This window comes from Colwellia sp. (assembly GCF_013214175.1).
Classification (GTDB): Bacteria; Pseudomonadota; Gammaproteobacteria; order Enterobacterales; family Alteromonadaceae; genus Colwellia.
Window position 1 is genome coordinate 349,036 of the sequence record NZ_JABSPA010000002.1, and the last position, 14,276, is coordinate 363,311.

Genomic DNA, 14,276 nt, shown 5'->3' on the forward strand with positions numbered 1-14,276 from the left:
TAAACTCCTATGATTTCCCTTACTTAGCGCAAGGTTGATAATAGGGGTTTTTTGAAAGTGTTATTGCTTCTTTAATTAGCATTTCGTCAGCTATCGCTTCACCTTGTTCTATCACACTGGTTAACCAAAAATTAAATAGCTTTTCATCAACTAACATTAGGGTTTGTGCTTGAAAATACAGATCATGATTGACGGATTTTTGCATTGTTGTCGATTTTTGTTTTTCAGCCTTTAAATGCAATTCCTCATTATGTTCTTTTTTGTATATTTGTGATTGTATGTTTAAACCCATAGTATTAACTATCAAGCTATTGTTCTGTGTCGACATCGTTTTACCGAGAGCTAAACAGAGCTGGTTATACCGATTGGAATAATTTTTTTCTTCAGTGCAAAACTTAGCTATTTCACTTATACATACCGATGTCGCTGCGTGGTAACCAAGGCCAGTAATGGCTCTGTGGCTAAAATCTACATCAAGAGCTCCTTTAGATGTTTGCATGAAAAGGGCTAACTTATAAAAGTAATATTCGTTGAAGTGCGTGGCAGTAATCGCCTTTTCTATGGCTTCAAGTGTTGCAGGAGTGTTTCCTTTCGCAGCATGAAAATTAGCAATTTGTAACCATAATGCACCATTATCACCATCTAATTCAATCGCTTGCTTGAGTAAGCTTTCATCACAATATTTATGGTTCATTGTGATTGAACATAAGCCGACTATATCCATTAAGACACGTTTATTGCCAGAGAACTTCTTGTTATAAGACTGTAATAACTATAATTGATGCTCTTCATCGGATTGTGAAGAAAATAAGATATAGGCAAGTTGCTTATCTGGTGAGTTTGATTGTTGAAGGTGTTGCGCAAAGTCATTAAACTCTTCATCTATATTGGAGCTATTCTCGGTTGTTGTACTATCGCAATGAACAATATAGTCCTGCTCTGTTGGTTTTCTTGAGGTTACCTCTTTCTCTACGTTGTTATTGGGAGACTCAGGCGTAGTTTCCTCAGTTGATATAGTGTCAAGAACATTGGACTCACGGGTAAACTCAATAGGTATAGTAGGTGTAATGTCTGAGGGGCTTACGCTAGGCATTAAAGTAATAAAAAACATCACTGCGCTAATGCAAATAATGCTGATTAATAAAGTAGTTTTACGTGTCATCCTAGACTCTTTTTTAGTTATTATATTGATGTTAGTTGAGTTGATTGCGTGGGGGTTAGTAATCTTGGCCAATTAGATCTAAACGTTTTGCTAAAATGATTTCCTCAAAAGAAAATTCAATAAGGTTGGTATCAAAAAGTAAACGTTCACCCCAAAGGTTAGCAGCACGTCGAACTTCAAAGCTAGCTAAATCAACGGTTTCTTCAACGACAAAAATCAAACCGATACTGGAGCTATCACCAAGAGCACTTTGCCAATGGTTGGTTTGCAAGTTGATGACATTACCTTGTAAAGAAAAAGCATAAAAATGGTAGTGATGAACCGCAGTTGCCGAGCCTAAAGTAAATTTTAAAAAATCAAAAGAAGGGATCGCCAAGCCGAATTGGGGTTCATCGATGGCGACACTATGATAAGCAAAGATAAAGGCATCATTGAGCACAGCAATTGAGTCAGGTGCGCCCATTTTAGTTAATACTTGATGGTAATCTTTTGGCGAGAAAGCTGGTACCGCTGCAACATGTCCGTATTGGCGTTTTATTACCGAGCATGAAGTCAGCATTAGCAGACAAATAAAACTGATTACTTGAAGTAGAATTAGTCGCTTTAACATGGTTATTACTCGGTTTTAGCAGCCAACTTACTATAGGAAAAATCGACTAAAACACCTTGCTGATCAAAGATAAACATAGCGCGGTCGAAAACTGAAACTTCAGTGGTTTCGTTATAAATTAGCAGAATTAAGCCTTCTCGTGTTACCTGCTCTTTCAAGTAGTAATAAATGGTTTTTTTACCAATCGATAATACTTGTGATGGCGGCCCTAAAGCCGTTAATACTTGCTGGCTAGTAGTTGTGCCGTTAGTAAAGGTTTGTGGCTGACGCCAAAGGTTTTCTACGCCAGAATCTCTACTGTAATTCACACACCCTGAAATAAAACTGGTGAGCATAATAGCGATTAACGTTTGATAAATATTTTTCATAATGGTGGTGGCTCATCATTTAGTAACAGGTTTAGTAACGGATGTAGTAGAAGGTGTAATCGCATAGTTAGCTAAGCCAGCCAAGAAAAAGTTGGATAATAAATGCATTGGAAATATCAATAAAGAAGGCGCCAATTAGTGGTACAACAATAAATGCCTGTGGTGACGGGCCATATTTTTTGGTAACTGCGGTCATATTGGCAATCGCGGTGGGCGTTGCTCCAAGGGCTAAGCCGGCATAGCCAGAAGCCATAATAGCCGCATCATAATTTTTGCCAAGTGCTCTAAAGATTACAAAAATAGAAAAACCTAACACCATAATCACTTGCGCACCCAGCAGTAATAAAATTGGCAGGGCAAGGTCTATAAGAGTCCATAGTTGCAAACTCATCAAAGACATCGCTAAAAATAACCCTAAGCAGAAATCTGAAATTAATGCCAATGTTGGTGTACCTGATGGCCAAGGGAATTTTTTCCAAATAAGTGGCACTGTATTCGTCAGAATAATTCCGCCAAATAAGCAAGGTACAAAAATAGGCAGCTTGATACCAAAACTATCAATAACTTGGTGTAGATGTATACCTATACCAATGGCAATACACAGCACCAATAACACAGTATAAATACTATGTACGGTGATTTTTTCTTGCTCATCATTAACACCTACAGACAGATTCTCTTGGCAATCGGAGCTTAAGTTATGGCGCTTTATTAAATAGCTAGCAATTGGCCCGCCACAAAGGCCCCCTAAAACTAAGCCAAATGTTGCACAGGCAATACCAATTTCCATGGCGTTTTCAATGCCAAAATCACTGACAAAAGTTGGCGCCCAAGCAATAGCAGTACCGTGACCACCACTAAGAGAAACTGAGCTGCCTAGTACACCTACAGGAGGAGCTAAATCAGTTACTAACGTAACGGCAATACCGGTAAAGTTTTGCAGAAACAAGTAACAAACGGCTAGGATGAGCAGCGTTATCAGTGCCTTGCCTCCTTGCAGTAAGGTAGAGAACTTGGCAGATAAGCCAACACAGGTAAAAAAGACAATCAGTAATTGATCACGTTGATCTAAGGAAAAATCAACACTTCGGTCAAAGGTAAAATAAATGGCGCTAAAGAAAATGGAGGCAACAATACCGCCAGTGACAGGCTCGGGAATATTGTACTTTTGCAAGAAAGAGACTTTTTTGGTTAAAAACCGGCCTAAAAATAACACCAATACCGCTAGAATCAGGGTCTGTCTTGCATCAAGTTCCATGTGCTATTTTACCTCTTTATTAAACGCTTCTAACTTGTCTTCTAAAACGGTAAGTTTCTGATAAATTTTTTCATTTTGCTGCAAAATCTTTTCGTTTTGTTTTCTTAATTCTCGGTTTTTGATATTGGTATCAGCAAAGCCAAATATTTTATTCGCAAAGACCGCACCTACGCCACCTAATATACCAACACCTAAAAGAAACATAATAAATACTGCAATTCTGCCAACTAATGTTATTGGGTAAACATCACCAAAGCCAATGGTGGTTGAAGACATTAACATTAGCCAAAAAGCATCAGCATAGTTTTTTACTGGCGAGCCTTCTACCGCTGTTTCTGCCACAAAGGCAACATAACCCAAGCTCATATTGATAAGAGCGAATAAGACCACAGATAACAGCCCTAATGCCCCGTAGTTATAGTTTTTTACGCCAAACTCATCAACTTTATATAAGTTACTTTTTTCCATGGCGCTTTGTAGAATAATCATCTTGATCTCTATGCAATTTACTTAGAATATTTTCGATGATATTACAATCGGAGACGATAGAGAAGTATAAGCTAAGGGATTGTCATCACTTAGCTTATACATATATGACACTCTCTACATTCAGCTTGTCACTATCTGGCAATTTTGCTGTGTTGGCATAAACTTAACTAACATTTATGTATGATGAACAGGGGTTATTTATGGGCAAGTGTTATAACAACATTGATATCGCAGCGCCAATTGCAACGGTATGGCAAACAATGGCAAATTTCCACGATATGTCATGGGCAGAAGGAGTGATCACTTCTTTAGTTAAAGTGGGTCAGGTGAGTGGCACTGAATTAGGCGCTAAAAGAATGCTAAATGACGCCATTCATGAAACCTTAATCTCACTAGACGCCAAAGCTTATACTTTTTCTTATTCTATTGATGATGGCCCTGGCCCAATTGCAAAGTCTGCAGTAAGTGATTACCTTGGCGTGGTGAAATTATCAGCAAGTAGCACTGGTACTCTGGTTGAATGGAGCTCTAGTTTTACTTCTGCTAATGACCGCGAAGTCACTGAATTTTGTGATCCTATTTATACTGCATTACTTGGCGCATTAAAAAAGAGCTTGAGCTAGCCTATATTAATTACGCTTTAATTAGGTGATATGAAGGCAAGCTACTAGCTTGCCTTTTTTGTTGGCTTCTTGGCAAATTTTCTTTTACCACCTTTCGCTTTAAAAGCGATCTTAGGTAAACCAGAAAATGATTGTCGACTAGCGCCATAAACCATCTCTGTGACTATATTTGTTAGTGGTTGCATAAAGCTTTGGTAGCTAGCAGTTTTCTCACTAATGGCGGTGAGTGTTGCTTCCCACTGCGCTGTCATGTCAGGCAGGGTGGCCATTTCAGGAAGGGCGTTGATTAACGCAATGCCTACTTCTGTTGCTGTGATAGCTTTGCCTTGGCGCAGTAAAAACCCCCGTTTAAACAGTAAATCGATGATGCCGGCGCGAGTAGCGTCTGTGCCTAAACCATCAGTTTCCTTGAGCACCTTTTTAATAGTAGCATCACTGACATATCGGGCGATGCCTGTCATGGCCGCTAGCAACGTTGCATCCGTAAAAGACTGTGGTGGTGAAGTATGCTTCTCCAGCAACTCACCTTGTTGGCAATGTAATAGTTGCCCTTTTGTCAGCGGTGGTAGCGTTTGCTCTTGCTCTGGATTGGCACTACTTTCAGCTGGTGCTTTTTTACTTTTCGGGAAAAGTACTTGCCAACCTTGTTGCTTCTCTATTTTTGCTTGGCTAACAAAGTGGCCACCGGCGATTAGCAGGGTAACTTTGGTTTGCTGGTAAATATAGGCTGGATAAAACTGCACTAAATACTGGCGGACAATCAACAAATATATGTTTTTTTCAAAGGTATTTAAGTTGATATTTTCTGGTGATTTTTCGGTGGGAATAATGGCATGATGCGCAGTTATTTTTTTATCGTTCCACGCTTTGCTCACTAAAGCAGTGTTCGCCCCTTGTGCTGCTTTATTACAAGGTAAAGATGATTGTGCCAATGTATTAACAATACCTCTTGCTTGCTTTAGCTGTTCTTTGGGCAAATAACGACAATCGGAGCGCGGATAGGTGATCAGCTTATGCCTTTCATACAAGGCCTGACACACATCAAGTACCAGTTTGGCATTCATTGAAAATTTCTTAGCGGCGCTGATTTGTAATTGTGACAAGTTAAAAGGTAAGGGCGCCGCTTGTTGCTTTTCCTTACTTTCAAGATCACTAACCTTTGCTGGTTGGTTATCAATACGCTTAACGACATTTTCCGCTAAGCCTTTTACTAACACTCTGCCTTCTTCATCACAATAAGGCTTACAGCTGTCACTGGGCTGCCATTTCGCGGTAAAAGCAACAGCTTCGTTTTCCCCTAAAGCAATGTGGGCTTGTACTTGAAAAAAAGGTTTACTAATAAAGGCGGCAATCTCTTGCTCACGCCTGACCACTAAACCTAATAAAGGTGTTTGTACGCGGCCCACTGATAACACTGAGTTATAACCGGTCTTTTGTCCTTGTAAGGTATAAGCGCGAGTAAGGTTAATACCATAAAGCCAATCAGCTCGAGAGCGAGCTAAGGCAGAAATAGACAAAGGCATAAAGTCACTATTCGGTTTTAGTGAGTTAAGTGCGCGTTTAACGGCAGGTAGGTTTAAATCGCTAATCAGTAAACGTTGAATGTTCGATTTTTTTCTTTTTGATAATTTGAAGTAATCAATCACTTCATCGACCAATAATTGACCTTCTCGGTCAGGATCACCAGCGTGAATAATTTCATCGGCTTGTTTGACTAATTTACGTAGAACAGTGAGCTGTGAGCGAGTACGACTTATAGGTTTTAGCTGCCATTGCTCAGGCACTATAGGTAAACTTTCCATACGCCATTTTTTTAATGTCACATCATAATCTTCAGGGTCTGCTTGTGCCAATATATGACCGATACACCAACTGACCACATCGCCATTACCTAGTTCGATATGGGTTTTACAGTTTCTATGTGGCTTAGGTAGTGCCGCGGCAATAGCGCGACCTAAACTGGGTTTTTCAGCAATGTAGAGTTTCAATGGTATTTGAATGATGGTGATAAGGTGTGATGACTTTGATTATAATGCGCGCACTGTCTTTATGTACAGCTTTGTTTTTGTGTTTATGTAACCCTAAAAATTGAGTAAAAAAAACCGCTCAAAATGAGCGGTTTCTATTCAGCAATTAACTATAACGTTAATTAAAAATCATAACGCATGGATAGTTTCACATAACGTGGTTTTTGGAAGTCATTAGCATAACCAAATCTAGGGTTATTAGTACCACTATCAAATTCAGATTGCTCATCTACACCTTCTACACCATCAAAGTTGAATACATTAAATACATTCATTTTGAAAGTTAATAAGCCAGAGTCATCCATATCTACTTTATAAGTCAAGTTTAAATCAAGATTATAAACCCATTCAGTAGTACCTAAAGAACCACGGTCAGTTGCTACACCATCATTATAGAAAGATGCTGCACCATACCAATCACGACCGTAACAAGTACCATCTATATCAATAGCCGTTGGACAGTATCCTTGATCTTCAGGGTGTACACCAAAGGCACTCTTAGGTTTACCTGATTTAACCCAGAAGTTATAACCAATACTAAAGTCTTCAGTAACCGAATAAATACCGTAAGATTTAATGTTATGACGTCTATCGTTAGGTAAGTTTCCGTAACCATTATCCATTAGCTCAGGGTAATCAAAAGAGGTTGTCCAGCCGGGATCGGCCTGTCCATTATCTGAACGAACTAAACCTTCAGTGTTACCATAAGAATGTGACCAAGTGTATGAACCTGCAATAAAGAAATCTTCAGTAATATAACCTGAGAAATTAAATTCTGCTGCATAGTATTGACGCTTGGCATCAGGAAAACCTAGCATGTCAGAGCCAACAGTTACAGATTCTTTAATACCATCACCGTCAACATCATAGTTCATAGTAACGTCACGGCCAGGGTTAGTTAGTGTTGGGAACCAACCGCCAACTAAGTAATCTTCCATATTTGGATCATTTGCGTAGTTTTCTTTGATCCAAGCATTCATACCATAGTTAAATGAAACATCTTCAATAGACTGTTTTAACTCACGAGAAATCAAGCGAACACCGGCAGCCCAGTCTTCATTAATTTGCTGCTCGTAACCTAGAACAATTTCATCTGAGTACATAGACTCAGCTTGGTCATTAAATAATTGTTCAGCATCAGGAACTACACCATCAGCAACTTCATCATAACCAAGCTGCTCACCTAGTTGTGGAGAACCATCACTATTAACACCATCTAAACGATAGTAAGTGTGATTATCATATGCAGCTGATGCCATACGTACGTTAGTATTCGGCGACACAGGTTGGAAGTAACGACCAATTGAACCATATAGCTTACTTTCGCCGTCACCTAAAAGGTCATATGAGAAACCTAGACGAGGTGCTACTTGATTTTTTAAATCAACATATTTTTCGCCTGAACCTGTTGTATTACTGAAGTTACTAACACGTACACCTAAATTAACTGATAATGCATCATTAACTTGCCAAGTATCAGTAATGTAAATTGCATCTGATTGGTTTTCAGTTTCACTGGCTTTACCCCACTTACGCAAATCTGCATAATCTTCACCTTCTAGTATAGGTAAGCCTGCTGCGCCATCTTCGCCAGCTGTATGGTATTCATACCAACCGTCGCCATGAGGAGTATAGAAGTCTGAAATTTCAAGTGTTTCATGATCGTAACCAAAGCGTAAGGTATGATCACCAATAACGTAATCAAAATCTATACGATAAACAGTACGTACATCTTTAGTAGAAGAATCACCGTATCCTACCCAATCGCCTAATGGCTCATAAAAGCCACTGCGGTAATCTTCATAAGTTGACATGTCAGGAGTTCCAGATGGTACACCTGTTTCATTCGTTACAGAGCCATACATTGCTGACATAGATAGATCTTCAGTAAGGTAACCAGTGTACTGAACATTCCAAACTAAACCACCCTCTTTGCCTTTAGTTACGCCAGGTGCTGAACTTGGATCATACTCACCATCAGTTTTACGCCATTGTTTATTTGTATAAGTTGTACTGTTGTCAAATGCCATAGCGCTGATCGAGTGATCTTCACTGATTTCCCAATCTAATTTGGTAAACCACATGTCGCGTTCAGCTTCATTCTCGTTATAACTGGTGTCACCGTTACCTGTGCCTTCTGCACGATATGGGTTATATAAGCCATAGAAGAATAAAGTGTCTTCAATAATTGCACCACTAGCCCATAAATTTACTTCTTGTTCATCAAAACTATTTGTGTCGTCTTTTACTAAAGTTAAATCATTATTATAGTATGGGTAAGGTTCACGTAACGCATCTGGATCAATTTCTACTTTACCGCCAAAATGCCAATCGTTATCACCAGATTTTGATGCTAAGTTAACAACACCACCAATGAATCGACCGTATTCTGGAGATACGCCACCGGTAATAACTTCAGTTTGTTGAATAGCTTCCCATGGTAATTCAATGTCGCCCATACCTTTACGTACATCGGTAATGTTCAAGCCATTAAGCATGTAACCATTCTCAGCTACTGATGAACCACCAATTGCTACACCGCCGAATGCACTGTCACCACCAACTACACCTGGAGCTAGCATTGCAATAGCTGCAGAATTAAGCTCTACAGGTAATAAATTTAACCGTTCTGTTGATATAACTTGAGATGTTTGGGTTGTAGATGTATCTACTACACTAATTCGTGCACCGCTAACTTCGATACGTTCAACTGAACCTTCTTCAATTAAGGTAGCATCAAATACTAAACCACCAACAGTGATATCTACATGCTGTTCACTTACTGTACCAAAACCTTCTTTTGTTACAGTTACAGTATACTTACCAATTGGTAGGCCTTTTAATGAAAAGCTACCATTTGACTTGGTATTTACAGTTCTTACAATACCTTTACCTTCATGTTTAATAGTAACTTTTACGTTACTCATGTCTTGGCCTTGTGTTGTTTCAACATGACCTTTTAAAGTACCTCTACCATCTGTTGCAGCCAAAGCAGTTGGCATTGTCAGCATTAATGCTGTACCTACGGCAATGGCAGCGAGTGATCTACGTGCCTTCAAGCTTGATTTAATCATTATGTTATACCTGTTTTAGTTTCATCTTATTGTTTTTTATGTTGTTTTTGTTTTATCCCTTAACCTGACTTAACTCCCCTTGTACTTTTTACTTGTCAGCAGTAGGTGTTTCTTAAGCGAATAACACAGAAGTACAATCACAGTTATATACGTTATATTGTATATTATCTACAATTATTTGATTGCAAGATGATACAAATTGCAACAAGATCAATCTGAAAAGTTACCTGGGATTAACGCAAATGCAGCAAAAATGCTCGCTGAGGCAAAGGAGAAAAGAAAGGCTAAACAAGTAAATGACCGTAAGAATAAAATACTCTTAGCTTAGAATTAATTCGAATATAATGCTGGGTTGATAAGTGATTTAGAAATTTAATGCAGGAATATAACGTATATTTTGTTTTCTGAGTGTCTTTCATAACCGTTTATTCATAGAGGGATAATGAGAAGTTTTTCTAGCTGGTGTTAGTAAAAATGAGTAATAATTCACTTAAATAGCTGTGAGGATTAGAGAGATTTTTTCTTGTGGTTCTTTACGTTTTTTTGAAAAAAGCGTTACTATTTGGCAACGTTGGGCTTACTTTTCTTGTAAGTTAGCACCAAAATAGTGCCGAATAAAATAGTAAATGAAGCAAGTACTACGCGTAGGGTAATAACTTCATTAAGCAATATCGCCCCTGCTAAAGTTACTAATAAAGGCACACTTAATTGAATGATGGCGGCTTGAGTGGCCTTGAGTTCAGGTAGGACACTGTACCAAATAATGTAACCTATGGCAGAAGTGACAATACCTGATAGTAATGCGCAGAAAACACCATCGCTGGCTAAATTAATGGTGTTGTTTGTTGATAAGCTAACGATAAACCATAACAGTATCGCCATTGGGGCTGCTTTGATAAAGTTGCCTGCAGTAGAGGCGGCGGGGTTACTTGTACCTCTACCTTGTAGCGTATATATACCCCAAGCAACACCTGAAATACACATCAATAATGCGCCAGTCAATGAAGGTGCGCTTATACCGGGTAACATTAATATCACTAAGCCAAAAAGCGCTAACACAAAGCCGATTAATTGTACGCTATTCAGGCGCTCTCCTTCACGGTAGCCAACAACTGTCATGGTTACTTGCACTGAGCCAAACAGCAATAACGCGCCTGTACCAGCGGCGATTAAGCCGTAACCATAAGTAAAGCTAACCGCATAAATAAAGAGGGCAATAGCAGCGAGCCAACTGCCCGACTGCAAGGGCGCTTTATGTTTTTTTAGCGTGACAAATAGCCATAAGAATAGTGCGCCAGAAACCACTCTCAGCATTATGAAACTGGCTTCATCTATGGTGGTTTGTTCTAAGGCAAAACGCGTAATCAGTGAATTAGCAGCAAAGGCCAATAGCGATAGAAAAGTGATTAGGATTATTTTAAAGCGAGTCATATATGTTCCTAGTCTATGTATTGGCAACGATGGTGAGGTAAGTGATTCGGCTCTCTAGTTCTTAATCAATAGTTAACAATAAAATTAAGGTGCCAGCTTAGTAAATTGGCAAGATAACACCTTAATAATTAACCTTAACTCGGGTTAAAGTTATGCAGCTGACTATTAAACCATATCATCAAAAGGGTTTTTAGTTGGCAGGGCAATACCGTTCTTGAATTCAGCGAACTTTAAACTCTCAGTGGTTAATTCAATATCAGCCTCATTGACCATGCCTTCACCAAATTTATAAATCAAATCAAATTGACCTTTGTTGGCGTTATCACGATAAATTTGTTGAGCTTGCTCTACTGCCACGAGTTTTTGTTGATACTCTTGCATAGCTTCACTGCCATAGCGTTTTTCCATCATGGCTAAGCTCACTTTTGGCGAAAATACCGTTGCTGTGGCATTATTACCGCCAAAGCCTTTTGAGTTGATAAAAGCGATGTCCATGTCATGACAATGCCAATGCTCAGTGGCGATATTAAGGTGCTGATCATAAACATCATCAGCAACTTTATCGATGGTGGTAATGCCAGGCATAATATTTTCACTAAAAATACCTAATGCCATGGCCATTTGATCGCCACTAGCAGGACCTAGCGTATGGCCAACATAAGCTTTTGGCGCAGCTACTGGCCAGTTTTCGATATTAAAGCATTCAGCAATTTTATGATAAATCAAAGACTCAGTAACGCGATTTTGTGGCGTACTTGAGCCGTGCGCCAGAATAAAACTACGCTCTTGTAGTGCTTCTTTACCCAATACTTGCTCAGCTAAAGCAACAGATTTTGCCATGGTTATATAGTTACCAGGACCTGGCGCCGTGATAGATTTTTTATAGCCATCGGCATTGATAAATACATCGGCAACTGAAGCGAGTACTTTTGCGCCCATTTCTAGGGCAAGGGCATCATCCATCAAGACGACAAACTGTGCGCCTTCACCCATAGTAAAACCACAATTTTTGCCAAAAGGACGACTGGTACGACGATGATCTGCGCTGTCGGTACCGTCTAGTCTTTTTAAGCCTTCTTCGTTGGCTAGTGCGCTCATATTGCCAAAGCCTTCAATCACTTCTGGCGTGATCGCTGCTTCACTACTACCGACAATAGCGACACGGATGCGGCCAGCAGCCATGTCATGAACAGCAGCACGTAAGTTATACAAAAATGTTGCACAAGCACCAGAGCTGGTAAATGTGGTACCGACATTACCAATAACATAGGCATTAATAAAATCGGTAGACATGGTATTTAAGCCGAGGGCTAATTGTTTAGTACTGACTCGAGAGCCTGTTAACCGACTTTTAATCAAACCACCCAAGCCTTCATCGTTTAGTTGGCCGGCGATCGAGGCTGAATAAGCACCTACTTCATCAGGACTAATTTTATCTAAAATAGCATCCCATTCAAGGCCCGTTGAGCGAATAGCATCGGTAGCAGCGAAAATAGTCGCTTGTAAACCACGTGGTTGATAACGGCTTTTATAAAGTTTTGCCGGGTCAAAGCCGGTTGGAAACTGTCCCGCGGCTTTAATAGGGTTATCACGATATGAATCATGGGTAATGGTTAATTGTTCAGGTATCTTAACCGACACTCTGTTCTCGCCTAAATCAGTCACTAACCATGAGCTTGGCAAAGGTTTAGGTAGCTCTTTCGTGCGTAACTCAAAGGTTATATATTTATCAGTAGGGCTAATATTCATCTTTTGATGCCAATGCGTCGCATCAGGATCAAAGTGATTTTTCTCAATTTTACGAATTAAGGTACCGTCAAGGATTTGTTGACCGAATTTGGCTTCTATCTCAGCTGGTTCGACCGTATTACCCTCAGCATCAACTAAAGCGCCTTGCTGATTGGTGACTATATTCATCAAGCTAGCTAAGCCAACAAACGTTTCTTGGCGTGCTTGGGCATTTAACTTGTCGATTACGATACGACGGAAGCCTTGATGAAAAGAGGTGCGTCCTGCGGCATTAATGCCGCCCATGCCAATAATTAAAGGTAAACGTGCCATGTAATAACCCACTTAAAGAATTTGAGTAAATGCAAAATGGTAATAATGCGTAATATATTAGCTATTCTAATGACTATTAAAAATAATAATAAGCCAAAGTGGCCTTATATTGTGTGATAATGGCCAAATGGTGCTGGTAGGAGAAGCTGATGACTGATCAATACATTAAAACAAACAATCTAATGGTCAACTTAGTCATTTACCCACACGTTTTGGCGACAGGAGTTACTTTACCTGTTGAAATGTTAATGGCTGGTGAGGCCTTTGCCAGACGTTATGACAAATCGGCATTAAAGCTTAATACCCAGTTTTTAAGTGAGTCGTCGACACAAATAAAGTCACGTGCGGGTATTACTATGATTGCCGATATCACCCTTGATGAGGAATCTATTGCTAACACAACACCTGCCGATATCATTATTGTGCCGAGTTTATGGCGTAATCCTAGGCCTGTGCTTAAAAGTCATCAAAAACTTATTACTTGGTTAAAACGTTGCTGGCAGCAGGGTAGTACGTTAATTGGTGTAGGTACCGGGGTGTGTTTTTTGGCAGAATCGGGCTTGTTAGATAATCATTCAGCGACCACTCATTGGCATTATGTTGAGCAATTTAAACGTGATTATCCAAAAGTAGACTTAAAGCCAGATTTTTTTATTACTCAATCAGAACGTATTTATTGTGCTGCTAGCTTAAATGCTTTGGCTGATATTATTGTGCATTTAATTGCTCAGCATTATGGCAAAGCGGCGGCACAAAATGTTGAGCGAAACTTCTCTCATGAAATACGCAAGCCCTATGAAGAACAACGTTATTTAGAAGGTTCTGGTGATAGGCACGCCGATGAATTGATTGCTGAAATTCAATTTTGGTTACGCACCCATTTAAATACTGAATTATCGCTGACTGAAATTACCGAGCAATTTGGTATGAGCCAACGCTCATTTACCCGTCGGTTCAAAGCGGCAACGGGGGTACGGGCAACCCAATATTGGCAGCAATTACGCATAGAAACCGCCAAAGAATTACTGGCCTCAAGTAACTTAACCATTCAAGAAATAGCAGATCAGGTCGGCTACCAAGATCAAGGGCACTTAACACGCTTGTTTAAACAGCACTTAACGTTAACGCCAAAAGCTTATCGTGCCATGGTAAGGAAAAAGCTTTTCAGTTAGC

General features: G+C 39.6%; 12 protein-coding genes. 2 read left to right on the plus strand and 10 right to left on the minus strand.

Annotation, left to right across the window (positions count from 1 at the left end; translation table 11 throughout):
* Nucleotides 1-19: 19 nt before the first annotated feature.
* The 6 genes from HRT55_RS04600 to HRT55_RS04625 all read right to left on the minus strand — a co-directional run bounded on the left by HRT55_RS04600 (nucleotide 20) and on the right by HRT55_RS04625 (nucleotide 3,887).
* Nucleotides 20-724: a hypothetical protein gene (locus HRT55_RS04600; protein ID WP_291619261.1), complete on the minus strand. Its 705-nt coding sequence runs from the start codon at nucleotides 722-724 to the stop codon at nucleotides 20-22.
* Nucleotides 725-772: 48 nt separating this feature from the next.
* Nucleotides 773-1,162, minus strand: a complete 390-nt coding sequence (locus tag HRT55_RS04605) for a hypothetical protein (protein WP_291619263.1) — start codon at nucleotides 1,160-1,162, stop codon at nucleotides 773-775.
* A gap of 55 nt (nucleotides 1,163-1,217) precedes the next feature.
* Entirely contained in the window at nucleotides 1,218-1,772 is a 555-nt protein-coding gene (locus HRT55_RS04610) for a hypothetical protein (RefSeq protein WP_291619265.1), read from the minus strand.
* Between the two features lie 5 nt (nucleotides 1,773-1,777).
* Nucleotides 1,778-2,140 carry a hypothetical protein gene (locus HRT55_RS04615; protein ID WP_291619266.1) on the minus strand — a complete coding sequence of 121 codons (363 nt, stop codon included), beginning with the start codon at nucleotides 2,138-2,140 and terminating at the stop codon, nucleotides 1,778-1,780.
* Between the two features lie 67 nt (nucleotides 2,141-2,207).
* Nucleotides 2,208-3,398 carry a sodium/glutamate symporter gene (gene gltS / locus HRT55_RS04620; protein ID WP_291619268.1) on the minus strand — a complete coding sequence of 397 codons (1,191 nt, stop codon included), beginning with the start codon at nucleotides 3,396-3,398 and terminating at the stop codon, nucleotides 2,208-2,210.
* Nucleotides 3,399-3,401: 3 nt separating this feature from the next.
* Entirely contained in the window at nucleotides 3,402-3,887 is a 486-nt protein-coding gene (locus HRT55_RS04625; RefSeq protein WP_291619270.1) for a potassium channel family protein, read from the minus strand.
* 200 nt (nucleotides 3,888-4,087) lie between these two features.
* On the opposite strand from HRT55_RS04625, the gene HRT55_RS04630 reads away from it, so the two are divergent.
* The gene (locus HRT55_RS04630) at nucleotides 4,088-4,510 is read left to right on the plus strand and encodes an SRPBCC family protein (protein ID WP_291619271.1); all 423 of its coding nucleotides are present in this window, start codon (nucleotides 4,088-4,090) and stop codon (nucleotides 4,508-4,510) included.
* A 44-nt stretch (nucleotides 4,511-4,554) separates the two neighbouring features.
* On the opposite strand, the gene HRT55_RS04635 is transcribed toward HRT55_RS04630, so the two are convergent.
* The 4 genes from HRT55_RS04635 to HRT55_RS04650 form a co-directional block, all read right to left on the minus strand.
* The gene (locus HRT55_RS04635) at nucleotides 4,555-6,498 is read right to left on the minus strand and encodes a DNA topoisomerase III (RefSeq protein ID WP_291619273.1); all 1,944 of its coding nucleotides are present in this window, start codon (nucleotides 6,496-6,498) and stop codon (nucleotides 4,555-4,557) included.
* A 161-nt stretch (nucleotides 6,499-6,659) separates the two neighbouring features.
* Nucleotides 6,660-9,611 carry a TonB-dependent receptor gene (locus HRT55_RS04640; RefSeq protein ID WP_291619275.1) on the minus strand — a complete coding sequence of 984 codons (2,952 nt, stop codon included), beginning with the start codon at nucleotides 9,609-9,611 and terminating at the stop codon, nucleotides 6,660-6,662.
* 558 nt (nucleotides 9,612-10,169) lie between these two features.
* Nucleotides 10,170-11,042: a DMT family transporter gene (locus HRT55_RS04645; RefSeq protein WP_291619276.1), complete on the minus strand. Its 873-nt coding sequence runs from the start codon at nucleotides 11,040-11,042 to the stop codon at nucleotides 10,170-10,172.
* Between the two features lie 165 nt (nucleotides 11,043-11,207).
* Nucleotides 11,208-13,103, minus strand: a complete 1,896-nt coding sequence (locus HRT55_RS04650) for a beta-ketoacyl synthase (protein WP_291619277.1) — start codon at nucleotides 13,101-13,103, stop codon at nucleotides 11,208-11,210.
* A gap of 149 nt (nucleotides 13,104-13,252) precedes the next feature.
* Here HRT55_RS04650 and HRT55_RS04655 point away from each other — a divergent pair, with 149 nt between their 5' ends.
* Complete coding sequence (locus HRT55_RS04655) at nucleotides 13,253-14,275, plus strand: GlxA family transcriptional regulator (RefSeq protein ID WP_291619278.1); 1,023 nt, start codon at nucleotides 13,253-13,255, stop codon at nucleotides 14,273-14,275.
* Nucleotide 14,276 lies beyond the last annotated feature (1 nt).